21 protein-coding genes, 1 tRNA gene and 1 pseudogene are annotated in these 24,744 nt (G+C 65.4%); 12 read left to right on the forward strand and 11 right to left on the reverse strand.

All coding sequences use genetic code 11. From position 1 onward, the window contains the following. Positions 1-39: 39 nt before the first annotated feature. Both F7Q96_RS17040 and xth read right to left on the reverse strand, forming a co-directional pair. A complete protein-coding gene (locus tag F7Q96_RS17040; RefSeq protein ID WP_053824371.1) occupies positions 40-1,056 on the reverse strand; it encodes a MerR family transcriptional regulator in 1,017 nt (338 codons plus the stop codon). A gap of 293 nt (positions 1,057-1,349) precedes the next feature. After that, positions 1,350-2,159 (reverse strand): annotated as a pseudogene (xth, locus tag F7Q96_RS17045) (exodeoxyribonuclease III); the annotation flags it as partial. A 152-nt stretch (positions 2,160-2,311) separates the two neighbouring features. Here xth and F7Q96_RS17050 point away from each other — a divergent pair. Both F7Q96_RS17050 and F7Q96_RS17055 read left to right on the forward strand, forming a co-directional pair. Continuing rightward, positions 2,312-2,388, forward strand: a tRNA-Val gene (locus F7Q96_RS17050). A gap of 389 nt (positions 2,389-2,777) precedes the next feature. Next, positions 2,778-3,302 (forward strand): YtxH domain-containing protein, encoded by a 525-nt coding sequence (locus F7Q96_RS17055; RefSeq protein WP_006575534.1) that lies wholly within the window; start codon positions 2,778-2,780, stop codon positions 3,300-3,302. 87 nt (positions 3,303-3,389) lie between these two features. Here F7Q96_RS17055 and F7Q96_RS17060 read toward each other — a convergent pair whose 3' ends face one another. Continuing rightward, positions 3,390-4,361, reverse strand: coding sequence for a Bug family tripartite tricarboxylate transporter substrate binding protein (locus tag F7Q96_RS17060; RefSeq protein ID WP_053824373.1), 972 nt, complete (start codon positions 4,359-4,361; stop codon positions 3,390-3,392). 388 nt (positions 4,362-4,749) lie between these two features. Between F7Q96_RS17060 and F7Q96_RS17065 the strand changes: the two genes are divergently transcribed. Beyond that, positions 4,750-6,585: a CocE/NonD family hydrolase gene (locus F7Q96_RS17065; protein WP_053824374.1), complete on the forward strand. Its 1,836-nt coding sequence runs from the start codon at positions 4,750-4,752 to the stop codon at positions 6,583-6,585. 135 nt (positions 6,586-6,720) lie between these two features. Then, positions 6,721-7,656 (forward strand): LysR substrate-binding domain-containing protein, encoded by a 936-nt coding sequence (locus F7Q96_RS17070; protein WP_053824375.1) that lies wholly within the window; start codon positions 6,721-6,723, stop codon positions 7,654-7,656. Positions 7,657-7,676: 20 nt separating this feature from the next. On the opposite strand, the gene F7Q96_RS17075 is transcribed toward F7Q96_RS17070, so the two are convergent. After that, on the reverse strand, positions 7,677-8,354 hold the full coding sequence (locus F7Q96_RS17075; RefSeq protein ID WP_390885716.1) for an alpha/beta hydrolase: 678 nt from the start codon (positions 8,352-8,354) through the stop codon (positions 7,677-7,679). A 296-nt stretch (positions 8,355-8,650) separates the two neighbouring features. Between F7Q96_RS17075 and F7Q96_RS17080 the strand changes: the two genes are divergently transcribed. From F7Q96_RS17080 to F7Q96_RS17095, 4 genes are all read left to right on the forward strand, one after another. Then, positions 8,651-9,346: a GntR family transcriptional regulator gene (locus F7Q96_RS17080; RefSeq protein WP_144425991.1), complete on the forward strand. Its 696-nt coding sequence runs from the start codon at positions 8,651-8,653 to the stop codon at positions 9,344-9,346. Between the two features lie 33 nt (positions 9,347-9,379). After that, entirely contained in the window at positions 9,380-10,057 is a 678-nt protein-coding gene (locus tag F7Q96_RS17085) for a DUF2848 domain-containing protein (RefSeq protein WP_053824377.1), read from the forward strand. Beyond that, entirely contained in the window at positions 10,054-11,376 is a 1,323-nt protein-coding gene (locus tag F7Q96_RS17090; protein WP_053824378.1) for an amidase, read from the forward strand. Before F7Q96_RS17085 ends, F7Q96_RS17090 begins: the two co-directional genes overlap by 4 nt. A 139-nt stretch (positions 11,377-11,515) precedes the next feature. Next, entirely contained in the window at positions 11,516-12,853 is a 1,338-nt protein-coding gene (locus tag F7Q96_RS17095) for an MFS transporter (protein ID WP_053824379.1), read from the forward strand. A 1-nt stretch (position 12,854) separates the two neighbouring features. On the opposite strand, the gene F7Q96_RS17100 is transcribed toward F7Q96_RS17095, so the two are convergent. After that, a complete protein-coding gene (locus F7Q96_RS17100) occupies positions 12,855-13,694 on the reverse strand; it encodes an AraC family transcriptional regulator (RefSeq protein ID WP_053824711.1) in 840 nt (279 codons plus the stop codon). A 145-nt stretch (positions 13,695-13,839) separates the two neighbouring features. Here F7Q96_RS17100 and F7Q96_RS17105 point away from each other — a divergent pair, with 145 nt between their 5' ends. Further along, positions 13,840-14,385, forward strand: a complete 546-nt coding sequence (locus F7Q96_RS17105; RefSeq protein ID WP_053824380.1) for a carboxymuconolactone decarboxylase family protein — start codon at positions 13,840-13,842, stop codon at positions 14,383-14,385. Between the two features lie 143 nt (positions 14,386-14,528). After that, positions 14,529-15,233 (forward strand): glutamine amidotransferase, encoded by a 705-nt coding sequence (locus tag F7Q96_RS17110; protein WP_053824712.1) that lies wholly within the window; start codon positions 14,529-14,531, stop codon positions 15,231-15,233. A 27-nt stretch (positions 15,234-15,260) separates the two neighbouring features. Here the strand turns inward: F7Q96_RS17110 and F7Q96_RS26835 are convergent, their stop codons facing one another. From F7Q96_RS26835 to F7Q96_RS17125, 4 genes are all read right to left on the reverse strand, one after another. Then, positions 15,261-15,419, reverse strand: a complete 159-nt coding sequence (locus F7Q96_RS26835) for a hypothetical protein (protein ID WP_158507308.1) — start codon at positions 15,417-15,419, stop codon at positions 15,261-15,263. 95 nt (positions 15,420-15,514) lie between these two features. Beyond that, the gene (locus F7Q96_RS17115; RefSeq protein WP_144425992.1) at positions 15,515-16,831 is read right to left on the reverse strand and encodes a hypothetical protein; all 1,317 of its coding nucleotides are present in this window, start codon (positions 16,829-16,831) and stop codon (positions 15,515-15,517) included. A 6-nt stretch (positions 16,832-16,837) separates the two neighbouring features. After that, positions 16,838-17,536, reverse strand: coding sequence for a hypothetical protein (locus F7Q96_RS17120; protein WP_151023009.1), 699 nt, complete (start codon positions 17,534-17,536; stop codon positions 16,838-16,840). A 371-nt stretch (positions 17,537-17,907) separates the two neighbouring features. Further along, on the reverse strand, positions 17,908-18,345 hold the full coding sequence (locus F7Q96_RS17125; protein WP_053824382.1) for an NUDIX domain-containing protein: 438 nt from the start codon (positions 18,343-18,345) through the stop codon (positions 17,908-17,910). Between the two features lie 217 nt (positions 18,346-18,562). On the opposite strand from F7Q96_RS17125, the gene F7Q96_RS17130 reads away from it, so the two are divergent. After that, positions 18,563-19,927, forward strand: coding sequence for a porin (locus F7Q96_RS17130; RefSeq protein WP_226994983.1), 1,365 nt, complete (start codon positions 18,563-18,565; stop codon positions 19,925-19,927). Positions 19,928-20,112: 185 nt separating this feature from the next. Here the strand turns inward: F7Q96_RS17130 and F7Q96_RS17135 are convergent, their stop codons facing one another. Continuing rightward, a complete protein-coding gene (locus tag F7Q96_RS17135; protein WP_082371818.1) occupies positions 20,113-22,749 on the reverse strand; it encodes a beta-glucosidase in 2,637 nt (878 codons plus the stop codon). A gap of 230 nt (positions 22,750-22,979) precedes the next feature. Here F7Q96_RS17135 and F7Q96_RS17140 point away from each other — a divergent pair, with 230 nt between their 5' ends. Continuing rightward, entirely contained in the window at positions 22,980-23,255 is a 276-nt protein-coding gene (locus tag F7Q96_RS17140) for a hypothetical protein (RefSeq protein ID WP_144425993.1), read from the forward strand. A gap of 92 nt (positions 23,256-23,347) precedes the next feature. On the opposite strand, the gene F7Q96_RS17145 is transcribed toward F7Q96_RS17140, so the two are convergent. Next, positions 23,348-24,742 (reverse strand): class II fumarate hydratase, encoded by a 1,395-nt coding sequence (locus F7Q96_RS17145; protein WP_053824385.1) that lies wholly within the window; start codon positions 24,740-24,742, stop codon positions 23,348-23,350. Positions 24,743-24,744: the final 2 nt, after the last annotated feature.

Here is a 24,744-nt window from a genome sequence, read left to right on the forward strand (position 1 = left end):
TCAGCGCCGATTGTCAGCGCCAATTTTCAGCGCCGCCCGTCAGCGCCGCCGCCCCGCCTCGCCGGCGTGCGCGCGCACCGCCTCGACAAACTCCCGCACCTCGGCATCGACCATATGCCCGATCTGCAGCAGCGGCTCGTCGCGATAGGCCTTCAGCAGCTTTTCGCGTAGCCCCGCCTCGTGTCCAACCATGCGATCGACCAGCGCGTCCCAATCGTGCAGCAACGTGCGGCTCGCGGCCGCCGAAGGATCGGTGCCGGCCGCGATCAGCGCGCGGGCCCGCTGCGCCAGGGCCTGCCATTCGGGTTCCAGGCGCTTGTCGAGCCGCGCCAGTTCGTCCGGCGACAGATGCCGTAGCCACGCCGCCATCCGCAGTGCGACGGCCGACTCCATATAAGCGACCATCGCGGCGTCGATGCCGCCAAAGCCCTGTTGCGCGGCCTGCTTGATCATTTCGCCCCAACGGACGGCCCGCTCCATATCGCCCTGCATCCATCGCATGGCCAGGTGCATCCACCGTGCGGCCAGCGCCTGCGTGCCGATCGCGTCCGCGGGCCACTGCCTTGCCATCGCCCCGCGGATCTCGGCGAGCAACGGCTGCCATTCCGCCTCGGTGGCGACCCACTCGCGAAAGATCGTTGCGAGTTCGGCGTCGCTGAAATACTCCCGATAGGCACGCATCTCGCGCAGGGCCGCCAGCCAGTGTTCGAGCTCGGGCTCGCCGCCCGCGGCCAGCACGGTCTGCAGCAGGACCAGACGTCCGCGCAGTTCTGTCGCCCGCGCGATCTCGCGATCGAGCGCTTCGATCTGCTGCGTGACGATGCGATGACGCGGCGGGCCGTCGCCGGCCAGCAACGCGCCGATCGCGGCCAGCGACAGGCCTGACTGCCGCAACACCTGGATTGCGTGCAAGCGGGCCACGTCGTCGCGGTTGTAGAGACGATAGCCCGCCGCGGAGCGGCCCGACGGCTTGAGCAGCCCGATGCGGTCGTAGTGATGCAGGGCGCGGACGGTCAGGCCGGTTTGCTTGGCGAGCGTGCCGACTTTCAGAAGCATGGGGAAAGCAAGCGGAAGGTGAATCGACAAACGACATGGACACGGCCCCGTGGCCGCGACGGGCGTCATTGTCGCTTAGTCGCGCTTTGCCTCGCGCCGGTGGCCTTCTTGGCGACAGGCCTCTTTGCAGCAGTGGTTTTCTTCGCCGCGATGGTCTTCTGCACGGCGGCCGTCCTCTTCGCAGTGGTCACCTTCTTCGCAGCGCTCACCTTCTTTGCAGCGCTCACCTTCTTTGCAGCGGTCACCTTCTTCGCAGCCGGTGCGCCGCCCGGCGATTTCGTCGCCGTCTTCGCTGATACCCTGCGCCCGCCCGCGGCGCCGCCAACGTCCAGCGTGATCCAGGCCGGCGCATGATCGCTCGCCTGGGGCGCGCCACGGACCCAGCGATCGACGCCTGCCGCGCGCAGCGCCGGCGCCAGCGTCGCATTCAACAGCAGATGGTCGATGCGCAGACCCGAATTGGTCTGCCAGTGCTGCCGAAAATAGTCCCAGAACGTGTAGATCCGTTCGTCCGGATATTTTGCGCGCAAGGCATCGACCCATCCCTGCTCGAGCAGGCGCCGATAGCAGGCGCGGCTTTCGGGCTGCAGCAACGCGTCCTTGAGCCAGGAGCGCGGGTTATAGATGTCCTCGTCGGTCGGCACCACGTTGTAGTCGCCGGCCAGCACGACCGGATGGCCGCTGTCGTAGAGCGTGGCCGCATACCTCAGCAGCCGTTCGAACCAGGCCAGCTTGTACTCGAATTTCGGTCCCGGCTGCGGGTTGCCGTTGGGCAGATACAGACAGCCGACCAGCACGCCATGCACCGCCGCCTCGATGTAGCGGCTCTGCTTGTCGCTGTCGTCGCCGGGCAGCCCACGCCGGCTTTCGATCGGATCGGTCCCGCGCGACAGGATCGCGACGCCGTTCCACGATTTCTCGCCGTGCCAGATTGCGCCATATCCGGCGGCATGAATGGCATCGACCGGAAAACCGGCATCGGCGGTCTTCAATTCCTGCAGGCAGACGACGTCCGGCGCCTCGCGCTGCAGCCATTCCAGCAATGCCGGCAGGCGGGCGCGAATGCCATTGATATTGAACGTGGCGATTTTCAGCATGGCGATGGGCGAATTGGCTTGCCGATGCTCCCTTTTTAGGAGAGCCGCGCTGCCCGGGCAATCGGGCGGCGTCCCACAGCGGAAAACGCCGCGCCGCCATTTTTTTCCAGACGGGCTTGTGCGTACGCAAAAGCTTCTCTATAATCCGCGCCTTCCACAGGCTCGTAGCTCAGCTGGTTAGAGCACCACCTTGACATGGTGGGGGTCGTTGGTTCGAGTCCAATCGAGCCTACCAACGCAAATCGACGACGGCGCCGGAGGCATAGCCATCCGGCGCCGGCGGCGACCTTGCCCACCGCGATCGCGTTCCGCATCCCGGTTTTCCAATCAGCCGTTTCCGTTCCCTTCACCCGTTGCCGTAACGCTTGGCATCACGCCGGCTGCATGACGCCATTGCGCCACGTGCATTGGCGACGTCGTTTACCGTTTCGCTGGCCTTTCCGAATTACACGCCGCTGTAAGTTCGCATTTGCGCGGACCTGTCGATCCCGCTCGCCATGCGATGGACGCGGCCTGCCCGGCCCTCCTCGCGCGCGCTGGGACTGGCACAGCTGATGCTCCGCGCTTTAAGCGCGTCCCCGCCGCCGGGCGGGGCGTGAAGCCATTGTTCCCAAGGAGGCGCAAATGAACGACGGAATGCACGAGGAGCGGCGGGAAGGCACGCAGCGCGACATGCACGGCAACAGGCCGGGTCTGCTGCCGTTTGCCGTCGCGGCGGCGGTTGGCGCGGCGATCATGTACCTGTTCGATCCGCAGTCGGGTCGCCGGCGCCGCGCAGAGCTGCGCGACAAGGCCGAAGCAAGCCGCCACGACATGCAGGATCTGGCGGAGAAGCAGGCCAAACGGATCACCGACCGGATGCAGGGCATCGCGGCGAAGGTACGCAGCGCGACCGGCCTGGGGAAACACGCGGCCGATGACGACACCATTGCCGAGCGGGTTCGCGCGGAAATGGGCCGCCTGGTCGGCCATCCCGGCGCCATCGACGTCGCGGTAGTCGGCGGACGCGTATGGTTGAGCGGGCACATCCTGTCGTCCGAGCACGAGGCACTGCTGGCCGCGGTACGCGGGGTGGCCGGGGTGCAGGACATCGACGATCGGCTGACCGTGCACGACGAAGCCGGCAACGTGCCGGAGCTGCAGAGTTAGCGGTATCGCAGAAGCTCCTGTCGTCCCCGCGCTCGCGAGGGCGACAGGCTGCGTCGAGCCTGCTGGCTCAACGCCACAGGCTTTCGATCACGAGTTCTGAATACCTCGCCGCTTGATGAACTCGCCCCAGACCTTGGCATCCGTGACGGCGCGCTGCTTGATCGCATCGGCCGAACCGGCCAGCGGCTCCAGATAGAGCGAGGCGAGCTTGCTCTTGACCTGCGGATCGGACAGGAAGGCCTGCACCGAAGCGTTCAGGCGAGCCACGACCTTGGCGTCCATATTGGCCGGCCCGAGCAACGCATACCATCCCGGCATCACCGGCACGTCCAGGCCCGCTTCCTTGACGGTCGGCACATTGGGCAACTCCTTCGCACGCTTCTGCCCGACGATCGCCACCGGCACCACGTTGCCACCGGTGATCTGCGGCAGCGCCGAACCGACCACGCTGACCATCGCGTCGACTTCGCCGGCGATCACGCCGGTCAGCGCCGGACCCGAGCCCTTGTAGGCGGCATGCGTCAGCTTGATGCCCGCCTTGTCGGCCAGCATCTCCATCGCCAGATGCGTGGAATTGCCGACCCCGGCGCTGCCGAACGTCAGTCCACCGGGCTTGCTCTTCGCCTTCTCGATGAACTGTGCGATCGACGTGATTCCGCTGGCCTTGCTGGTCACCAGCACGAACGGCGTATCGACCACCGGCGCAATGAAGGTGAAGTCCTTCTGCGGATCGTAGGGCAGCGACTTGTACAGATGCTGATTGAAGCTGACCTGCGACACACCGGTCAGCAGCAGCGTATAGCCGTCCGCCGGCTGCTTGGCCACGAACGACGTACCGATGATGCCGTTGGCGCCGGCGCGATTGTCGACCACCACGGACTGGCCCAGCTCCTGGCCAAGCTTGTCGCCCAGCATCCGCGCCACCACATCGCCGCCCGAGCCTGCCGACTGCGGCACGATCAGACGGACCGGACGGTTGGGATAGGCGTCCTGCGCCACGGCGGCACCAGACAGCGTCATCAGGGCCGCCATCGTGGCGCCCATCAAGGAACGGTACATCTGCAGTTCTCCCCAGTCATGCGAATTGAAATGGCTTCGATGGCGGCGTTCACGACGGCGCGCCTCGATCCGGCTCGTAGAGCGATGGTAAGAATTCGCGTGGGTGCGAACCAATACGGAATCTCGATGCCGGCATAGGGCCAGCCTATGGCGGATTGCCAGCTGCCCTGCCCGGGGGCACGGCGAATCGCCACGGTGCACGTCGTGTGTTTTTTGGCAGGCGTTCGCCCTGTCATGGGGCATCCCGACCCGGCGGCCGGACGAGCAGGCGTGCCGCGGCGCAGCATGCCATAGCCCAGCCCTATGTCCCCATCGACATTTCGTCTTTCCGAGGCCCGGGGGCCGCTGCTTACCATTGCCGCAAACCACTGACTTCAACGCAAGATTCATGTCCGATATCGATCTCCGCGGCAATGCCTGGAAAACGCCGGCCAGCGCTTATCTCGAAACGCGCCCTTCGCGCTATGCCATCCCGGATAGCCCGCTGTCCTGCCATGTGACGATGCGCGACGGATGCCGGCTTGCCGTCGATGTCTTCGTGCCGCAGCCGCTGGAGGCCGAAGATTCGCCGGCCAGCTATCCCACCATCGTTGTCTTCACGCCGTATTTCCGCCGTTTCCGGCTGCGCGAGCCCGGCGCCGAGCCGAGCCCCAACACCGCCAAGTACCGCGATGCCTTCGTGCCCAAAGGCTACGCGGTGGTGGTGGTCGACGTCCGCGGCACCGGTGCAAGCTTCGGCACGCGCGATGCGCTGCGCTCGCCGACAGAGCGCGACGACTATTTCGAGATCGCGGACTGGATCGTGGCGCAGCCCTGGTCCAACGGCCGCATCGGTTCGACCGGCATCTCGTACCTCGGTGCGGCCGCCTGCTTCCTGGCCAGCACGGGCCATCCCGCGGTCAAGGCGATCGCGCCGCTGTTCGCGGTCTCCGATATCTACAGCGAGCAGCTGTACCCGGGCGGCTTGCTGTCCAAGGTCTGGGTACAGGCCTATGACGAACTGATGGTCGCGCTCGACCAGGACGACCGCGCGCTGCTGGCCCGCTATCCCTACTTCAACGATCCACGCTTCGATGGCCCCGAACGCGTCGACGCGGACACCGACGGCAGCCTGGTGCAGGCGGCCATCGAGCAGCATCGCAACAACTTCGCGCTGGCCGATCTGGCGCCGGAGTTCGCCTTCCGCGATGGCGCCACGCAGCACGATCCGGCGCTCGATTCGGGCAGCTGCAGTCCTTACCGCTATCTCGAGGGCATTGCGCAGGATGTCGCGGTGTATTCGGTCTCGGGCTGGTACGACGGCGGCGGCTATGCGAATGGCGCGATCACGCGCTTCCTGTCGCTGCCCAATCACGACAGCCGGCTGCTGTTGGGCCCGTGGGACCACGGTGCGCGCACCAACATCTCGCCGTGGCGCAGCCACGCCGCGTCGGACTTCCCGATGCTGGCCGAGGTATTGCGCTTCTTCGATCATCATCTGATGCAATTGCCCACCGGGCTCGAGCAGGAAGCACGCGTCCACTACTACAGCGTGCACGACGAGCAATGGCATGCAGCGCCGACGTGGCCGCCGGCCGAGCGCGCGCAGCGGCTTTACTTGACCGCCGATGCCGAAAGCCTGTCGCCCGCGTGTCCCGCCACGGAATCGGACCGGGACACGATGGCCAGCTTCAATTGGTCAACCGGCCGTCAAACCCGCTATGAGCGGCTTGGCGCGGCCAATATCGAGGACTACTACCCCGACTGGAGCGAACGGCAGCGGGATCTGCTGTCCTTCGACGGCGCGGTACTGACGGCGCCGCTGTCGATCGCCGGCCATGTCGTACTGAACATCGGCCTCGCGGGCTCGCAGCCCGATGCCGCGCTGCATGTGTTCCTGTCCGAGGTCGAGGCGTCCGGCGAAGTGCGCTACATCACCGAAGGCATGCTGCGCGCGCTGCATCGCAAGACCGCGCCGTGCCCGCCGGAATACCGCACGACCTGGCCCTACCGCACGTTCGCAAAGGCCGACGCGGCGCGTCTGGTACCGGGGCAGACCGAGCGCCTGCACTTCGCGATGCTGCCCGTCGCCTGGACCCTTGCTGCCGGCAGCCGGCTGCGCCTGTCGATCGCCGGCGCGGACCGCGGGCATTTTCCGCAGGTGCCGTACGGCCGTCCCCCGCGGTTGTCGATCCGGCTCGGCGGCGAACTGGCGTCGTATCTCGACCTGCCGATTCGCGGCTAGTCCTGCGGTAGGTCCCCACTGTCGGAACAGGCAGCGGGACGCCGGCGGATGCTACATTGCCGGCGTGCCCCGCCATCGACTCGGCCGCATTCGCGACCGATTGGCGTGGGCCACCACGCTACCGCCTCGCCGAATATGGACTTGAAGCAGCTGCGCTATTTCGCGCGCATCGTCGAACTGGAGAGCATCACCGCCGCGGCCGATGCCCTCCATATCGCCCAGCCCTCGCTGAGCCAGCACGTCGCCAACCTCGAAGCCGAACTTGACGCCAGACTGCTGGTGCGCGGCCCCTCGGGCACAAGGCCCACCGACACCGGCCATATCCTGTACCGCCACGCCAAGATGGTGCTGCGGCAGATGGAAGAGGCGAAAGCCGCGGTGCAGCACGGCCGCGACGTGCCATGCGGACACGTCACTGTCGGCTTGCCGACCAGCACCTCGCGCGTGCTCGCGTTGCCGCTGCTGCGGCATGTGACCGAGCACTTCCCCGATATCACGCTGGAAATCGTCGAAGGCTCCAGCGCCGATCTGGCGGAATCGTTGGCGCTGCAGAAGCTGGATCTCGCCGTCGCGATGGACGTGCAGCAGCGCCCCAACATGCAATCGACTCCGCTGCTCGACGAGCAGTTGATGCTGGTCGGCCGGCCGATTGCCGGGCATCCGCACGCCATCACGCTGGCGCAGGCCGCGGCGCTTCCGCTGCTGCTGCCGAGCTTTCCCAATTCGGTCCGCGTGCTGTGCGATCGCGCGCTGGTCAGTGCCGGCCTGCAATGCCGCCTGGTCGCGGAAACCAGCGCCGTATCGGTGCTGCTGTCCGCGGTGCGCGAAGGGCTGGGGTGGACCATCCTGCCGTGGTCGGCGCTGGCCGGCGACGAAGAGAGCCAGCTTGCCGCGATGTCTATCTCCGACGCAACGCTGGAGCGGCGCGTCAGCCTGTGCCTGTCGTCGTCGGCCAGCCTGAGCCTGGCGTGCCGCAGCGTCGAGGCCGCGCTGCAGGCCATCGTGTCGCAGATGGTGGAGAGCGGGCAGTGGAAGGGAGTCAGGCTGATCGGCGGCGCCTTGCCGGGCTAGCCTTTTTCCCGACAGTGGATTCACGCCTCGGCCGATGAGGCCGGACGTTCGAGATAGCTGGCGACCTGGCGCCTGAGTACGGGCAGCTTGCCGGAGAAGAAGTGGTCCGCGCCAGGCACCACGACGACCGGCAACTGCTGCGGGCGGGCCCAATCGAAGATGGCCGACAGCGCGACGCGCTCGTCGTTCTCCCCATGCATCACCAGCGCATTGGCCTGCACCGCCGGCGTATCGTAGCTGCGGTGATTCGCAACGGGGCCGGAGGGCATGCCGGTCAATATCAGATGATCGATCGTGATGCCGCGCTCGGCGAGTTGCACCGATGCCAGCGCGGCAACGAAGGCCCCGAACGAGAATCCAGCCAGCGCCAGAGGCAGATCCGGATATTGCTCGCGCAAGTGGTCGACCACCGCCAGCATGTCGTTGGTCTCTCCAACACCGGCATCGTGCTCGCCCTGCGTCCCGCCAACGCCGCGAAAATTGGGCCTCACCGCCAGAAAGCCGTGCGCCGTCAGCTCGCGGGCCAACTGGTGCGGCACCTTGTGGTCGGCCGTACCGCCCTGCATCGGATGAGGATGACCAACGACGGCGATGCCCTGCACCGCTTCCTTCGGCGCGTCGATCAGCAACTCGATATCGCCTGCCTCGCCGCGAATCAGCGTGCGGGTCGTCGTTCCGGGAGTGATTGTCATTGCCATGGTGTGTCTGCGATCGTTTGGAAGCGGAAAGAGTCCGCTTTGCAATGACCGAATGGTAAGGCAACCAGGAAATGCGGAGATTTCCGCGCCGCTATGGCGAGATTCGATGACCCCGCAGGACGACCGCCTGCTCGAAGGTGGAAGAGTCTTCATCGACCTTGGCCTGCACCACGCCGAACAGTGTGAACCATCGGCCCGAGGACGACTCCGTGTAAACCCTGATAAATCCGACCCTTGTTCTCAGTGAAATATCACACTAGTATCACTCCAACTTCAGACGAGAACGAGAGCGGACCGTGGCGACATCCATCCGACTGGTAGGAACCGACGACGAAAACGGCAAGCAGACCGCTTCCCAGACGGGGGCGGCCATGCGTGAAATGGCCTATACGGAAATCAAGCGGCGCATCATTTCGTGCGAATTCCGGCCCGGCGAGCCTTTGAACGAAGCGCAGGTCGCGACCATGCTCGGCCTGGGGCGCACCCCGGTCCATCAGGCGCTGCATCGGCTGGAAGTCGAAGGGCTGGTGTCGATCATGCCGCGCAAGGGCGTGCTGGTGACGCCGCTGTCGCTGAACGAAGTGCTGGACATGATCGAGGTGCGCGCCACCAACGAGGTGCTGTGCGCCACGCTGGCCTGCGAGCGGGGGCACGACAGCGATTTCAAGGCGATGCGCGATATCGTCGACCGCTCGCCGCCGCTGATCGCCGGACGCGACATCCCCGCGCTGGCCTCGTTGGACCTCAAGTTCCACACCGCGATGTCGGCCGCCTCGCGCAACCGGGTACTGGCCGAATTGCTGCGCGGACTGCATGAAAAGCAGGCGCGCTTCTGGTTCCTGTCGTTGTCCGACCCGCAGCATCTCGAGAACGTCTACCAGGAACACCTGGAGATCGTCGACGCGCTGGAGCGCCGGGATGTGCCCGCGGTGCGCGAAGCGGTCCGCACGCATATCGACGAATTCCGGAAGAACATCATCCGGACGCTCTAAGCACCCTCTTTTCCCCAATCAAGGTAGTACGCAATGCCGACACTGCATTTCCAAGTCGCCGGCGGGGGCGAACTCGCCCTCGACATTCAACGTTTGATCATTGCCGGATGGACGGGCCGCGATCTGGCCGCCGTCCAGCACCATATCGAAGAGCTGCAGGCCATCGGCGTCAAGCCGCCCGCCAGCGTGCCGACCTTCTATCCGCTGGCTGCGTCGCTGCTGACCACGGCGGAGGTCATCGAAGTGCCGCGCGACGACTCGTCCGGCGAAATCGAAGTCGTGCTGCTGCAGTCGAACGACGGACTGTACGTCGGCGTCGGCTCGGACCACACCGACCGCAAGGTTGAAGCCTACGACGTGACGGTGTCCAAGCAGATGTGCGACAAACCGGTCGGCACGCAGGTCTGGCGTTTCGAGGACGTGGCCGACCACTGGGACAGTCTCGAGATGCGCTGCTGGCGTGTGCGCGACGGCGAGCGCGCGCTGTACCAGGAGGGCAAGGTCACGCGCCTGCTCGATCCGCGCGAACTGATCCAGCGGCTGACCGGCGAGTCGTCGTTGCCGCCCGGCACGGCGATGTTCTGCGGCACCCAGGCCGTGATCGGCGAGCTGGGCCACGGCGAGGCCTTCGAGGTCGAGCTGCATGACCCGGTGCGCAACCGCACGCTGCGCCACGCTTATCGCGTCCAAACGCTGGCGGTGGCGGAATGAGCGAGCCGACCATTGCCGCGCTGGCCGCCCAATTGGCCGCTGGACAGACCACCAGTGTCGCGTTGACCGAGCAGGCGCTGGCGCGCATCGGCAGCCATCGTAGCGCCGGCGGCGCGGCGTTTGTCGAGGTGGACGAAGCCGGTGCGCTGGCCGCTGCCCGCGCCGCCGACCAGGCCCGCGCCGCCGGTCTGGTGGCCTCCCCGCTCGCCGGGCTGCCGGTGTCGATCAAGGACCTGTTCGACGTGCGCGGGCAGGTGACCCGCGCCGGCTCGCGCGTGCTCGACGGCAATGCGCCGGCGGCCGCCGATTCGCCGGCGGTGGCGCGCCTGCGGGCGGCCGGTGCGGTGCTGATCGGGCGCACGAACATGAGCGAGTTCGCGTTCTCGGGACTTGGCCTGAACCCGCACTACGGCACGCCGCGCTCCCCGTTCGATGCCGAGCGGATCGCCGGGGGCTCGACCTCCGGTGGCGCAGTCAGCGTGGCCGAAGGCATGGCGGTGGCCGCGCTCGGCACCGATACCGGCGGGTCGATCCGCATTCCGTCGGCCTTCTGCGGCCTGACCGGCTTCAAGCCGACCGCGCGCCGCGTGCCCCTCGACGGCGCCGTCCCGCTGTCGACGTCGCTGGATTCCGCGGGCCCGCTGGGGCGATCGGTTGCCTGTTGCGCCGCGATGGATGCCGTGCTGAGCGGCGAGACGCTGGACGCGCGTCCGGCGTCGCTGGCCGGGCTGCGCCTCTACGTGACGCGCGATTTCGTCTGCGATGGCGTCGATGCCGACGTCGCGCAGGCATTCGAAGACATGCTGTCGCGGCTGTCGGCGCAAGGCGCGCGCATCGTGCCGTTCGATTTCCCCGAACTGCGCCGCTTGCCGGAGATCAACGCCGGAGGCGGCCTGACCGCGGCCGAGGCCTGGGCCCTGCATCGCGACTGGCTGACGCGCGATGGCGAACGCTACGACCAGCGGGTGGCACAGCGCATCCGGCGCGGCGCGCAACAGAGCGCCGCGGACTACATCACGCTGCTGGCCGAGCGCCGCGCGATGCAGCAATGCGTCGCCGAGCGGCTGCGCGATGCCGATGCCTGGCTGATGCCAACGGTCGCAGTGGCGGCGCCGAGGCTCGATGCACTCGAGCGGGACGAGGACTTCTTCGCGACCAATGCGCTGGTGCTGCGCAATCCCAGCGTGATCAATTTCCTGGACGGCTGCGCGGTGTCATTGCCGGCCGCGCCGGGTATTGGCCTGAGCGTTTGCGGGCTGCATGGCAGCGACGCGCGCGTGCTGCAGGTTGCCGGTTCCATCGAGCCGCTGCTGCGCTAACGCTACCCGTCATCGGGCCGAGCCGTACGGCACAGAGAAGATCGCGCCGCCACAGCTGGCGTTCCCCCAGCACAGCGACCCTCCGAGGGCTGCGCCAATGCAGCGCGGCCCCGCCCACCACACCCTAGGAGCAACACCCATGTCTTCCGCGATGAGCGGCGCCGCTGGCGCCCTGGAAAACGCGCCGCCAACCGAGGTCGCGCGCCAATGCGAAGTGGCGTATCGCAAGATCGCCATCCGCCTGATTCCCTTCCTGGTCTTCCTGTTCATCCTCGCGTGGATCGACCGCGTCAACGTCGGCTTCGCCAAGCTGCAGATGCTGCAGGACCTGCAGTTCAGCGAAGCGGTGTACGGCTTCGGCGCCGGCATCTTCTTCCTCGGGTATTTCCTGTTCGAGGTGCCGAGCAACCTGTTGCTCGAGAAGATCGGCGCGCGCAAGACGCTGGCGCGCATCACGATCCTGTGGGGGCTGGCGTCGATGGCGATGATCTTCGTCACGACGCCGATGCAGTTCTACGCGCTGCGCTTCCTGCTGGGCGTGTTCGAGGCTGGCTTCTTCCCTGGCGTCGTGCTGTACCTGACGTACTGGTTCCCCGCCGCACGGCGCGCGCGCATCAATGGCCTGTTCATGACGTCGTTCGCCATCGCGGGCGTGATCGGCGGCCCGCTGGCCGGCTTCATCATGACGACGATGGATGGGGTCGATGGACTCGCCAACTGGCAATGGCTGTTCGTGCTCGAAGGCATTCCTTCGGTGCTCGCCGGCATCGCGGTGATGATGTACCTGCCGGAAAAGCCGGCGAACGCCCGTTGGCTGTCCGACACCGAAAAGCAGCTGGTGACCCGGACGATCGAGGCGGAGAATCGCGATCCCGCCAAGCATTCGACGCTGCGGGCCGCGTTCGCCAATTCCCGCGTCTGGATCTGCGCCGCGATCTACTTCTGCGTGGTCAGCGGCAACGCCACCATTGCGTTCTGGTCGCCGTCGATCATCAAGGAACTGGGCGTACAGGGCAATCTGCAGATCGGTCTGGTATCGGCGATTCCATTTATCGCGGGCACCATCGCCATGGTTCTCAACGGCATTCACTCGGACCGCAGCGGCGAACGCCGGATGCACTGCGCGATGGCGACGTTGCTCGCGGCGGTCGGCCTGACGTTGACGGGGCTGTGGCTGCACAGCGCGATGCTGGCCCTGGTCGCCTTGACGCTCGCATCGATTGGCATCCTGGCCGCGTTCCCGGTGTTCTGGTCCCTGCCTTCCGCCTTCCTCGCCGGCACCGCTGCCGCAGGCGGCATCGCGCTGATCAATTCGATCGGCAACCTGGCGGGCTTCGTGGCGCCGTACATGATCGGGTGGTTCAAGACCAATACCGGCCAGCTGTCGTCGGGCCTGTACTTCGTCGCGTTCCTCGAGGCGTGTGCGACCGTGCTGGTGCTGGCGGCCATTCGCGGCCGCGCCGCCGTGGCGCGCTGAATCAGGACTGCGCCAGCCACTTGCGCGGCGACACGCCCATCCGCTGCCGGAACGCCTTCGAGAAAGACGAGGCGCTGGCAAACCCGAGCTCCGTGGCAATCAGGTTCACCGGTCGCCCGGAGCGCATCATCGATGCGCCGAGACTGAGCCGCCAGTCGGTCAGATAAGCGGCCGGGGTCGTACCGGTCGCCTCCTTGAACGCCGCGGCAAACGCGCTGCGAGACATGCCGGCGGTCGAGGCCATCCGCGCCAGCGACCAGTCCTCATACGGCGAACGATGCAGCGCGACGAGCGCCTTCGCCAGGCGCGGATCGGACAGCCCCATGATCAGCCCGCTGGTCACGCCAACTTCCGCGGGATGATCGATGATCCAGCGCAACAGCTGGATCAGCACAACCTCGAACAAGCGATCGGCCAGCACGCGCGAGCCGCAGCGGACCTGATCCGCCTCCGCAAACAGCAGGTCCAGTGCAGGCCCGAGCCCTTCCACCGCATCGAGCGGCACCCGCACCAGCGAGGGCAGCGATTGCACGATCGGATTGCGTTCCCCACCGTCGAAGTCCAGCGTCGCGCAGGTGAAATCCGAGCCGTCCTCGGGAGGATTGATGAACTGGTGATGCACGGGGCGGGGATAGAGCAGCAGCGTCGGCTCGGCAAGGTGGAAGCGCGGCACGTCGGTTTCGCCGGGGCGGTGACGCACTTCCATCTCGCCTCGGCGCAGCACATGCAGGAAGGCGCGTCCCGGCAGCGGCTCGAAGGTGGATCGCCCGCACAGCTTGCCGGTATGGAACAGCCTGGTGCGGACACGGAACCGGTCCAGCAGCGCGGTCAGACGATCCACCGGGTCGGCGGACGGCTGGGCGGCGATTTCGGATGAATGGACAAGTTTCATGGACGTTTCCACACCTTGCGTCCAGGCATTCTACCTACCATTCCACTCGACCGCTCCGTTCGGACGGCAGCCATCCACTTCAAGGAGTCACCGCATGTCCCGCGTCCCGTTGATCGATCCCAATCACACCACCGCGGACCGCCAGGCGCTGCTGGCGCAGATCCATGGCGCGTTCGGTGCCACGCCGAACATGTTCAAGGCCATGGCCAATTCTCCTGCCGCGCTGCAAAGCATGTGGGGCAGCTTCGGCGCGCTCGGCGGCGGCGTCATCCCTGCCCGGCTCGGCGAGCAGATCGCCGTGGCGATAGCCAACCGCAATGCCTGCGAATACTGCCTCGCTGCCCACACCGCGCTGGGCCGCAAGGCGGGGGCCAGCGCCGAGGAAATGTCGGCCGCGCAGGGTGGCGAGTCTTCCGATCCCAAAACCGCGGCAGCCTTGCGCTTCGCGTTGAAGCTCGTCGAGGCGCGCGGGCAGGTCAACGACGCCGATGTGCGGGCCGTTCGAGAGGCCGGCTTCAACGACGAGGAAATCGTCGAGATCGTTGCGCACGTGGCGCTGAATCTGTTCACCAATTACGTCAATGTGGCATTTGCCGTGCCGGTGGATTTTCCGGGGGTGAAGTTGCGGGCCGCGGCGTAAGCCCGTTTTTGGTCATGGCGGGAGGACGGGCGGAGCCTCCATCCGCCGGTCCTGCCGACCGAAATGCGGGCCAGTACCGCGACCCAATACCGGGACCCAATACCGCGACCGATTGTTTGATCGATGGAATGGAGCAGAACCGCATGAATCGCACCGCATTGGCGATCCGCCATGTCGCCTTCGAAGATCTGGGCATCATTGAACCGCTATTGATCGAACGCGGCTATACGGTCCGCTATCTGGAGGCCGGCGTCGACGCAATCGACCGTGCGACGGTGACGGCGGCGGATCTGTTGGTGGTGCTGGGCGGCCCGATCGGTGTGTACCAGACGGATCGCTATCCCTTTCTTGCGGAGGAAAAGGACGCCATCGCGGCGCGGCTCAAGCAGGACAAGCCGACCCTCGGCATCTGTCTCGGCGCACAACTGATGGCCGAAGCGCTGGGCGCGACGGTGGCGCCGACGGGCAAGGTGGAAATCGGCTACGGCGAATTGACGCTGACCGAGGACGGCCGAGCCTCGCCGCTGCGGCATATTGATGCCATTCCGGTACTGCATTGGCACGGCGACCAATTCGCCATTCCGGAAGGCGCATCGCGCCTGGCCGAAACACAGGGATTTCCCAATCAGGCGTTCTCGCGCGGGCCGCGCATTCTCGGCCTGCAATTTCATCTCGAGGCCGACCACCGGCACATCGAGCGTTGGTTGATCGGCCATGCGCATGAGCTGGCGGCACATCGGCTGGATATCGCGGCGATCCGCGCGGATGCCGCTCGGCATGGCGCGATGCTGGAGCTCGCCGCGCGTGCCGTCATCGGCGAATGGCTGGACCAACTGTCGTGCGGTTGAAGATGGATTGGGACAGGCAGCCGCGCCCTACCGCGTGACACTGACGCCGGCGTCGACCGTGCCGTACATCGTGATGCCGGATTGCCGGTCGCCCGGGGCGCCGGTGTTGCTGCATCCCGCCATCATTCCAAGCAGCAAGACGAGACTCATTGCACTCAGGAAAGCTTTTCGCATGATGATTTCCATATCGATCCGAATCCGGCTTGGACGATATCGGGGTGCGGGAGGTTCCAGGTATGGAGCGACATCGGCTGTCATTGGTTATCTGCACCGATTCGGCTTCAATTGCGACTGGGTTCCCCGTCTTCCCGTATTCGCGTAAAGCACTGCGACAGGTGCGCGGCAAATTGCGTGCGACGAGCCTCCGCGGCGGCACAGGCGTCCGACGTCGGATTGTTCTGGCAACCAGCCTTGATCGACTGGATCTCGGCTCGCAGCAGTGCGTGATCCTCGTACGTGCATGCCTTACCGCCAGCGACACCTCGCTCGTCCTCGTCGAATCGTTCGAACTTTCCATTGAACCAGGGCCAGAACATCCGATGCCGCGGGATCTGTACCGCGGCGATGCGACCCTGCAGGCCGGGCATCGCATTCAACGCTGCAGCGGACACCAGCCGCGAATCGATGAAGGACATGAAATCGAGCGCGCAGGATTGCGACCGTGCGTCGAACGACTCGGGAACGAGCGCCAGAACGACCGAACGCGCGTGTGGTCGTCGGATCCATGTCGGCGTGGTGATCATGCGGATAACCGAGAACGTCGCGCCGGGCTCTTCGCCGATCTTCAAGCTGACGAGATCGGGAGACCCGTCGTGGACCCTCGTGGAAAAGAACGCCTCCGAAGCCTGTGGCGGCATCTCGGCGTGGATGCGCAGATGACACGCGTTTTCGTCCATTGCCCATTCCGGATCGAAGTACGCCAGACCACTGAGCCGGGCCGTGCGCGGCAGTACGGTCAGTGAGTAAATCTGCCCGCCGATCCGCAGCGTTGCGGCAGACCGCTCTTCGAGGGCATCGAGCGACCGGTGGGCCGCAACCGCAGTCAGCGCGGCGTGCATCGGAGCCAGGCGATCGTTGGGCAAGATTCCTCCCATGACGATCTCCAACGTCGCGGCATCGAACCGATATCTTGCGGGCATCACGGCGCGATTCGAATAGCTGCCGGTCCGGCGCTTGCCGGAGCGGTAGACGAACTTTCGCCCACCATCGCGCAGCACCGGCTCCAGCGCCGTCATCACCGCCGCACGATCCGCCGGCGTGTCATGCGTCAGCCGCACGGAGACGCGGGTAGCGGAGTAGCCGACCAGTGCCGTCAGGTTGCGCTGCAGCTGCGATTCCTTCGGGAATAGCACAATCACCGCCACCACCAAGGCGACGATCACCGCGATCGTCACCCATCGCCAGACGGCAGTGAATCGGTTGCCTTGCAGTTGTTCCGCAGCCAGCGCATGGCGGTATTGACCGGATCTTGCGCGCGGGGCTCGTGCACGTCGCCAGCATGCAACCATCAACCTGCCGATCTGATGGACAACTCCGCCGCCCAGGGGTGGCAAGATGAGAATGGCAAGGATGAAGAAAATCGCGTGCAGCAACGACATGGCGGATCACTCGAACCGGAAGCCCTCCTCGTTGTACTGCTCCATGTGCGCGGGGCCAGCAGGCGTGCAATTCTCGTCGAGACTCCTTGGCACCGGACTCCACTCTTCTCGCCATTCTCTCCGGTACCCTGCACCGGCGAACCACCACACTTTCGCAACCTCGCAATCGAAGTACTGGCATCCGTATTCGCTTCGCCAGCACCTGGCGCCATCGCTGCGCATTGACATCAGCCTATACGCCGTCCGGCTGCCCCACAGGCCCGGAGCCCCTTCCTTATCGGAATGGATCGCCCTTATGGGCTCCGAGGGATAGCTGAGGTCAAATCGATAATCTGTTTCGATCCGTTCACCCTCCTGGGTATTCGAATGCAAAACCGAGAAGGAGACCGGGTAACGGAACGCAAACAGCGCACACAGCAGCCACAGGCAGATCGCAATCAGAACCGTCTTTGCAGAACCACGCGGCCCCAGCTTCCACCTGGTGATGACGAACGCGACAGCGGTACACGCCAGGGCCAGGGTGCCGGGTACTAGCCAGCCGTTGAGAATCGTCGTCTCCTTCATGTGCCAGTCGTTCCCGCCGGCGACAATCACCACTGCTGCAATGAGGGAAAAAATCGCCCCCAATATCGTGGCGATTTTCGCAGTCGCGCTTCGGCGGCTTTGGTCTCTTTGCTGGGCGCTGTCTATTTGCTCCTGAAGCATAGGTTCCCTTTTGCATCCATGCGCTGCCAAAGATCGGTCCGTTTGGCAGCGAACTATTCGAACGAGTCTCGAAGTTGGCGGATGCCTGATAGACGCCAGAATCAATGGGGCAATCGAGAATGGCGGTTCATACTCACGACTCCAGACGAATTGACCAATATCGAAACGATCGAAAGGATATCACCGCAATCAGGTAAAACGAATTGGTGATCGCGACCGGCCTGATCGGGAATAAGGGGACTACGCTGGCAGCGATGCGATCGACCGGATCGGTACGAAAACGAGATGGCATTTCGGCCCCGAAATGACCGAGTCAACCAATCGTGCGTGCGACATCCTGTCGCAGAACTGCCGTCATGCCAGATATTGGGTTACGGTCGGTGTTCCTCTGCGCTTGCCGCCACAACGCTCTGCGCCCACCGAAGAATCGGCCCAAAGCGCGGTGGCAGCAGTTCGAGTGCCGCGGCAAACGACACCCAGCGGAATGCATGATGCTCCGGCCGGCCCAGCTCGGCGCTGACCGGAAGGCTGACCGTCCCTTCGTCGGACAAGGCGATATAAAAGCGTGCGACCTTGCCTTTGGCGTATGGCTCGGTTTCGCGATAGTCATCGCCCCAAGGCATCGTCAGCGCGGACAAACCCGTTTCTTCGGCAGTCTCGCGCAGTGCGGTCTGCAACGGCTCTTCGCCGGGCTCCGGCGTTCCCTTCGGAAGATCCCAATTGCCGTACGCACGCAGGACGAGGCAGCGCCATTGCGCTCGCGTCCGACGCACCACCACCAAGCCCGAAGAACGCCGGGTGACTGTCATTTCCGCCTCCGCTGGACTATTCGAGCACTGTAACCCGATTGGCCGATTGGTATCACTGTTCCGGCCTGTCGCATTGCTGCACGCAGTGAGCGGAAATGACACAAGGCACATCGCGAACGGCCGATCCCGCATGCCGGCGCATCGCTGAGCGATTCCGCAACAACTGTCCTCGTACGGCGCATCGGCCGATCATTGAATGCGGCGCCTCGGGACGCCCATGCCGAGCGTCCTGTTTCGTTTTGCCGCATCGATCGACACCGCTGCGTCAAGCGTGCGCATCGGTGCCTCACCGCGCCACAGCCCTTCGATCCGCTCCTCTTCTTCAACTGCTCCGGCACGCCGCTTGCGCAATGCGCCCGGCCGGCAAACCGGCTGCATCAGATCAACAACACAAGAGGAGACATCCATGCAGAAGCAGCACGCAACCCCGAAACCGCCCCAACAATCTATCCGCCGCGCCTGCGTCCTCGCCGCGCTGGCCTGCACGAGCCATGCAGGCGCCGCGGAGTTCCAGGCCGGCGACTGGACGCTGACGGTGGGCGGCAACATCAATGCCTTCTATACGACGAACTCGTGCTCGGGCGACAACATCGGCGGCCTCGCGCTTGGCAGCCGCGCGCTCGCTTGCGGCGGCAAGGACAACAGCACGGTCATCGGCAATGGCCTGCTACCCAGCTATCTGTCGGTCGGCGCGAAGTCGCGTCAGGACGAATACGATGTGGCCGCGCTGATCGGTATCGGGGCGGCAGCCGCGACCGGCGACGCCATCTCGCAGAACAACGTGGTGGACGTGCGCCAGGCCTACCTGACGTTCGGCAACAGCAGCATGGGCACGGTCAAGCTCGGCCGCGACTATGGGCTGTATGGCTACAACGCGATCATCAACGACATGACGCTGCTCGGCGTCGGTGCCGCAACCCGCGCCACGCAGCGTGGTCGCGTGTCGCTCGGTCATATTGGCGCGGGCTACGCCTATGTCGGCACCTATGGCCAGTTCGTCTACACCACCCCGTCGTTCAGTGGCTTGTCCGTCGATGTGGCAGTGATGAGCCCCGTCGATCAGCAACCGGTAATCGGCGTACCCGACTACACGGCGAAGAACACACCGCAGTTCCAGGGCCGCGTCAATTTCGGCACCGACCAGTACAAGCTGTGGCTGGGCGGCAAGTCGCAGCGCATGGAGGACGCCGCTGGACATTCGCTGAACATGGCGGCAGTGGAAGTCGGCGGCTCGGTCAACGTCGGGCGCTTTGGCCTGCTGGCGAACTACCAGACCGGCAAGGGCCTGGGCATTCTGTCGGATGCGGACCAGGGCGATGTGCGGACCTCCGCTTATCTTGTGCAGGGCACGTACAAGGCAACGGATCGAATCAAGCTCGGTCTGGGCTATGGCCAGAGCCGCAATCGCGACAACCCAGGGACCGGACTCAAATCCAACGCCAATCTCACCGCGGGCCTGTATTACAGCCTGACCAAGAGCATCACGTTGGTCGCCGAGATCGGCGAGACGCGCTCGAAGTCGTTCGACGGGCTGTCGGCGAGGCAGCGCGGCGGCGCGTTGGGGGGCATCCTGCTGTTCTGACCTGGACCACCGCCTTGACGCACCGTTCATGGCGGGCGTCGGCTCCGCAGTCCGAACGCTCGGCCCGTAAGGCTCGCGCCGGCCGCCCGCACGCGTGGCCGAACCGGCCACGCGGCGCTGCGTTCGGATTCACGTCACTGGCGGCCTTCCCGCCGGCCGGGCGTCAGGCGACCATCCGGCCGGCATCAAGGATGCACCGGCCCCAATTGCACCAGCGTCGGGTCCGGCAGCGGATTGCTGGCGCGCGGCGTCACCACCGAGGGCAGGATATTGAACAGCTGGCCGCGCAGCCGGATGTCTTGCGAGGAAGCGCCAACCAGAATATCGACCGGGCCGGCTTCCGACACCCAGGCATTGCGTGCCGGGTCGAAGTACGACAGCGAGCGCTGGTCGAGGTACACCGTGACGCGCTGTGTTTGCCCCGGTTGCAGGAAGACCTTGGTGAAACCCTTGAGCTCCTTGACCGGTCTGGGCACCGCGGATCCGCGCTGGCTCACGTAGACCTGTGCCGCTTCGGCACCCGCCATCTGGCCCGAATTGGTGATATCGAAGGACACGGCGATCCGGCCCTGCCCCGCGGCAAACCCTGGCGACACGCTCAGCGACGAGTAGGTAAAGGTCGTATAGGAGAGCCCGAACCCGAACGGGAACAGCGGTGCCACGTTGCTGCGTTCGAATCCCCGATAGCCGACGAAGATGTCCTCGGTGTAGGTCATCGCGCGGATGTTGGGATCGTTCGAAAACTGCGGGTAGTTCGGATAGGTCGGGTTGTCCGCGATGTTCCGCTCGATCGTGATGGGCAGCTTGCCGGAAGGATTGACGTCGCCGAACAGGATCTCGGCCAGCGCCTGCCCGCCGTTCGAGCCGGGATACCACGCGTGCAGGACCGCGCCTACTTGATCGATCCAGTTGCGCATGTCGAGTCCGGTGCCACCGTGCAGCACGGCAATCGTGCGCGGATTCGCGCGCGACAGGTTGGCGATCAGCTCGTCCTGGAATTCCGGCAGCGTGAAGGGATGATCGAATCCTTCTCCCTCGTACTCCGCGCTGTTGCCGGCCGCGACCACCACCGCATCGTAGTTGCGCAGGTCCGCCGGCGCCTGCAGCGAGGCCCAGCTCAATTGTGCGCCGAGGAAGCCGCCGAACACCGGGATATAGCCGGGGCGGCGCGAGTAGTCGAACTGTACGGTATAGGTCTGCCCCGCCTGCAGATGCATGCGCGCGCTCAGTGGCACCGTAGGCGGAATCACGTTGTTGGGAAGCGGCGTCCCCTCGCCGTTGTCCATGATCAGCTGGCCGTTGACGTAGAGACGGACCGCGCCGTCGGCCCTGGCCTTGAACACATGGGGCCCGGTGATCGTGGGCCGGATCGTGGTCGTCCAGCGTACCGACGACGGTGGCGCCGAGCCGTCGCTGCCGTAGCGCGTGGTATAGGCACTTCCCGGCGGCGCATTGCCCGACGTATCGAGGTTGATCACCGGCTCCACGCGCGACAACACCGGCGCACCGCTCCAGGTGGCATTGGCGAAGTACTGCGCCTGCGCCCCCGGCTGGCCATTCGGCGTCGTCCAGGCGGAGCGGGCCGGGTCCAGCGTCAGCGCGTCGAGCAGCACGATATTCGTGCCCGGGCCCGCGATCTGCCGCAAGCCGTCGATCTCGCTGATGAAGCGTGATGCCCTGACATAGGCGCTGCCGAAGCCGGTCGGCGGCACGTCGGTGGCCAGCCGCCCAATTACAGCGATATTGCGCACCGAGCCGCGCTGCAATGGAAGCAGTTGCCCGCTGTTCTTCAGCAGTACGATGCCCTCTCGCGCCACGTCCAGCGCGGCGCGCTCGGAAAACGGCGGATGCGATTCGCCGGTCGCTGGCGGCACGCTGCCGATAAACCCGTAGGCCACGACGCGTCCGAGAATCCGGCGCACCTTGTCGTCGAGCTGGGCTTGGGTCAGCGAGCCGTTCGCCAGCATCGCACTGAGCGCCGCTGGCGTGAAATGCAGCGCTGACGGCCGTTCGATATCCACGCCCGCCACCGCCGCGGCCTGGCCATGTTTCAGCGTCGCATAGTCGGTCTCGACGATGCCCTTGAATCCCCATTCGTTCTTCAGCACCCGCTGAATCGCATGCTCGCTCTCGCAAACGGGATCGGCGCCATTGAGCCCATTGAATCCGCACATGATCACCGCGACATTGGCGTTCTTTACAGCCGATTCGAACGGCACCATGTAAATTTCGCGCAGCGCGCGCTCGCTGATGGTCTCCATCAGGTTGAAGCGGTTGACCTCCTGCTCGTTGGCGAGATAGTGCTTCGCGTCGGCCCACACGCCTTGCGACTGGATCGCATTGACCTGCGCGGCGCCCAGCACCGCGCCGAGAAAGGGATCCTCGCCGGACAGGTACTCGAACGCACGGCCGGCGAAAGGCGTGCGATACATGTTCAGGCCAGGGCCGGTCACCTGCTGGAACCCGTGGTTGCGCGTGTCCAGGCCGAGACCGACGCCCATCTGCTTGGCGCGATCGACGCTGAATGTCGATGCGAGCGCAGGGCCGGCCGGATAGGCGACACCTTGCGGATCGCTCAACCGCACGCCAAGGCCGCCGTCCGTCGCGCGGATCTGCGGCACGCCCAGCCGAGGCAGCGGCTTGACGTCCCATGCGCCGGTGCCGCTGACGTAGTCGAGCTTCTCGGCTTGCGTCATCTGGTTGAGGATCGATTGCACGATCGCGTTGATCTGTGCATCGGTGGAAGGCGCTTGCGCCGGAGCGGGATGTGCGGCCAGCAAAGTCGCACCGACGAGCGATATCACTGCAATTCGAGCACCCATCTGTTGCCTCCTTGGCATGATCACCAAAGGCAGAACATCGACATGCGGGCCGCATATTGCAGACGGTAGTTCGGGCGCTCCAAATGAGAAGACGCGTAACGATCTGTTACAGCTTTCGTCTTCTCCGTCGCGTCGATTTGCGACAAGACTGCCCCTACGAAGGCAGGGCCGGGCCGCACTGCCGAGCGTGCCGCACCATGCAGCGATTGCCGAGAATCAGGAGGTGCAAGGTGAAACAGGATTCGATGAACCGCTGCGCCGGCGTAGCGTTCGCCGCAGCGCTGGCAGCCCTTGCGGTGTCGGCGTGCGGCGGCGACGATGACCGCAGGGTTGGCGTATCGGAAGCCCCGGCGACGCAGGCGCAGGGAAGTACGGCGCCGACGGGCTCTGGCGCAATAGATCCGTCCTCGCTGGTCTCGCCGGTCAGCAATGCGCCGGTAGGCGAGCAGAAGGTCCAGGAGACGCGAAACCCGGCAGGAAACGATCCGAATCCGCCGCGTCATTGATCGCTTCGGATCGAGTGGCAGGTCAACGGCAAAGCTTGCTTGCCTTCCAGCCAAAAGGGCGCGGGACCGTTCACCGCTGCATGGGGCAAGGACTATGCGACTCCACGCCCCATCTTCTCGAGGTTCACGAGCCGGTCGTACTCCTCGCCGCCGAGCACCCCCAGGTCGACCGCCGCCTGACGTGGCGACATTCCCATTGCCATGGCGTGGCGCACGATCCGTGCTGCCTGGTCGTAGCCGATCACTGGATTGAGCGCGGTGGCCGCCAGAAGCGGACTCTCGAGCTGTCGCGCCATGGTCGCGTGATTCGGCTCCAGTCCCGGAATCACCCGCTGTGCCAGCGTACGCGCGCTGTCTGCGAGCAGTCGAATGGACTGGAGCACGTTATGGATCAACACCGGCTTGGCGACGTTCAGCTCGAAATTGCCGCTGGCGGCTGCCATGGTGACGGTCACGTGATTGCCGGCCACCTGCATGCCAGCCTGCACCATGACCTCGGCGATCGTCGGGTTGCGTTTGCCCGGCATGATCGACGATGTCAACCCGTCCTCCGGCATGACGATTTCTCCGATGCCGCAGTTCGGCCCCGAGCTCATCCAGCGCAGATCGTTGGCGATCTTGATGAACGATGCCGCGATCACGTTCAGCGCGCCAGACAGTTCCAGCAAGGCGTCGTGGGCTGCCATGCCTTCGACCTTGCAGGGATTGGGACGAAATGGCTGACCCGTCAGGCGGCTTGCCTCGTCGCAGAATGCCTGCGCAAATCCGCCCGGCGCGTTTAGTCCGGTCCCTGCGGCGGTGCCGCCCTGCGGCAACATCAGCAGCCGCGGCATCGTCGATTCGATGCGCGCCACCGCGTGATCCATCTGCGCGGCGAAGCCTTCGAAGCTGCGGCCCAGCGTCGTCGGCACGGCATCCATCAGATGCGTGCGGGCCAGCTTCAGGATATCGGCGAAGTCCCTGGCGCGGGCCTGCAGGCTGTCTCGTAGTGCCGTCAGTGCCGGTAGCAGCGTGCCTTGCAATTCCAGCACCGCAACAAGGTGCATCACCGTCGGAAAGCTGTCGTTCGATGATTGCGAGCGATTGACGTGATCGTTCGGATGAACGGGCCGCTTGGTCCCCAACGGTTGGCCTAGCCGCTCGTTCGCGCGATTGGCGATGACCTCGTTCGCATTCATATTGGTCTGCGTACCGGACCCCGTCTGCCAGACCGTCAATGGAAAGTGGTCGTCGAAGGCGCCGTGCCGCACCTCGGCGCTCGCCTCGATGATGGCGGCCGCAATGCCGGCATCCAGTGCGCCGCACTGCAGATTGGCCGTGGCCGCCGCCATCTTGTGCAGGCCGAACGCGCGGATCAGACAGGGCGGGAAGCGCTCGCTGCCAATGTCGAAGACGGCCAGGGCACGCTGGGTCTGCGCGCCCCAATAGCGGTCGGCCGGGATGTCGACCGGGCCGAAGGCGTCGTATTCGGTGCGGGTCGCCGTCATCG

It is taken from the genome of Cupriavidus gilardii (assembly GCF_008801915.1).
Lineage (GTDB): Bacteria > Pseudomonadota > Gammaproteobacteria > Burkholderiales > Burkholderiaceae > Cupriavidus > Cupriavidus gilardii.

Bases quoted from the DNA above. Each gene is read 5' to 3' on its own strand.
- F7Q96_RS17040 (WP_053824371.1), bottom strand. From the start codon at position 1,056: ATGCTTCTGAAAGTCGGCACGCTCGCCAAGCAAACCGGCCTGACCGTC.
- F7Q96_RS17055 (WP_006575534.1), top strand. From the start codon at position 2,778: ATGAACGACGGAATGCACGAGGAGCGGCGGGAAGGCACGCAGCGCGAC.
- F7Q96_RS17060 (WP_053824373.1), bottom strand. From the start codon at position 4,361: ATGTACCGTTCCTTGATGGGCGCCACGATGGCGGCCCTGATGACGCTG.
- F7Q96_RS17065 (WP_053824374.1), top strand. From the start codon at position 4,750: ATGTCCGATATCGATCTCCGCGGCAATGCCTGGAAAACGCCGGCCAGC.
- F7Q96_RS17070 (WP_053824375.1), top strand. From the start codon at position 6,721: ATGGACTTGAAGCAGCTGCGCTATTTCGCGCGCATCGTCGAACTGGAG.
- F7Q96_RS17075 (WP_390885716.1), bottom strand. From the start codon at position 8,354: ATGGCAATGACAATCACTCCCGGAACGACGACCCGCACGCTGATTCGC.
- F7Q96_RS17085 (WP_053824377.1), top strand. From the start codon at position 9,380: ATGCCGACACTGCATTTCCAAGTCGCCGGCGGGGGCGAACTCGCCCTC.
- F7Q96_RS17090 (WP_053824378.1), top strand. From the start codon at position 10,054: ATGAGCGAGCCGACCATTGCCGCGCTGGCCGCCCAATTGGCCGCTGGA.
- F7Q96_RS17095 (WP_053824379.1), top strand. From the start codon at position 11,516: ATGTCTTCCGCGATGAGCGGCGCCGCTGGCGCCCTGGAAAACGCGCCG.
- F7Q96_RS17105 (WP_053824380.1), top strand. From the start codon at position 13,840: ATGTCCCGCGTCCCGTTGATCGATCCCAATCACACCACCGCGGACCGC.
- F7Q96_RS17110 (WP_053824712.1), top strand. From the start codon at position 14,529: ATGAATCGCACCGCATTGGCGATCCGCCATGTCGCCTTCGAAGATCTG.
- F7Q96_RS26835 (WP_158507308.1), bottom strand. From the start codon at position 15,419: ATGGAAATCATCATGCGAAAAGCTTTCCTGAGTGCAATGAGTCTCGTC.
- F7Q96_RS17115 (WP_144425992.1), bottom strand. From the start codon at position 16,831: ATGTCGTTGCTGCACGCGATTTTCTTCATCCTTGCCATTCTCATCTTG.
- F7Q96_RS17120 (WP_151023009.1), bottom strand. From the start codon at position 17,536: ATGCTTCAGGAGCAAATAGACAGCGCCCAGCAAAGAGACCAAAGCCGC.
- F7Q96_RS17125 (WP_053824382.1), bottom strand. From the start codon at position 18,345: ATGACAGTCACCCGGCGTTCTTCGGGCTTGGTGGTGGTGCGTCGGACG.
- F7Q96_RS17130 (WP_226994983.1), top strand. From the start codon at position 18,563: ATGCCGAGCGTCCTGTTTCGTTTTGCCGCATCGATCGACACCGCTGCG.
- F7Q96_RS17135 (WP_082371818.1), bottom strand. From the start codon at position 22,749: ATGGGTGCTCGAATTGCAGTGATATCGCTCGTCGGTGCGACTTTGCTG.
- F7Q96_RS17145 (WP_053824385.1), bottom strand. From the start codon at position 24,742: ATGACGGCGACCCGCACCGAATACGACGCCTTCGGCCCGGTCGACATC.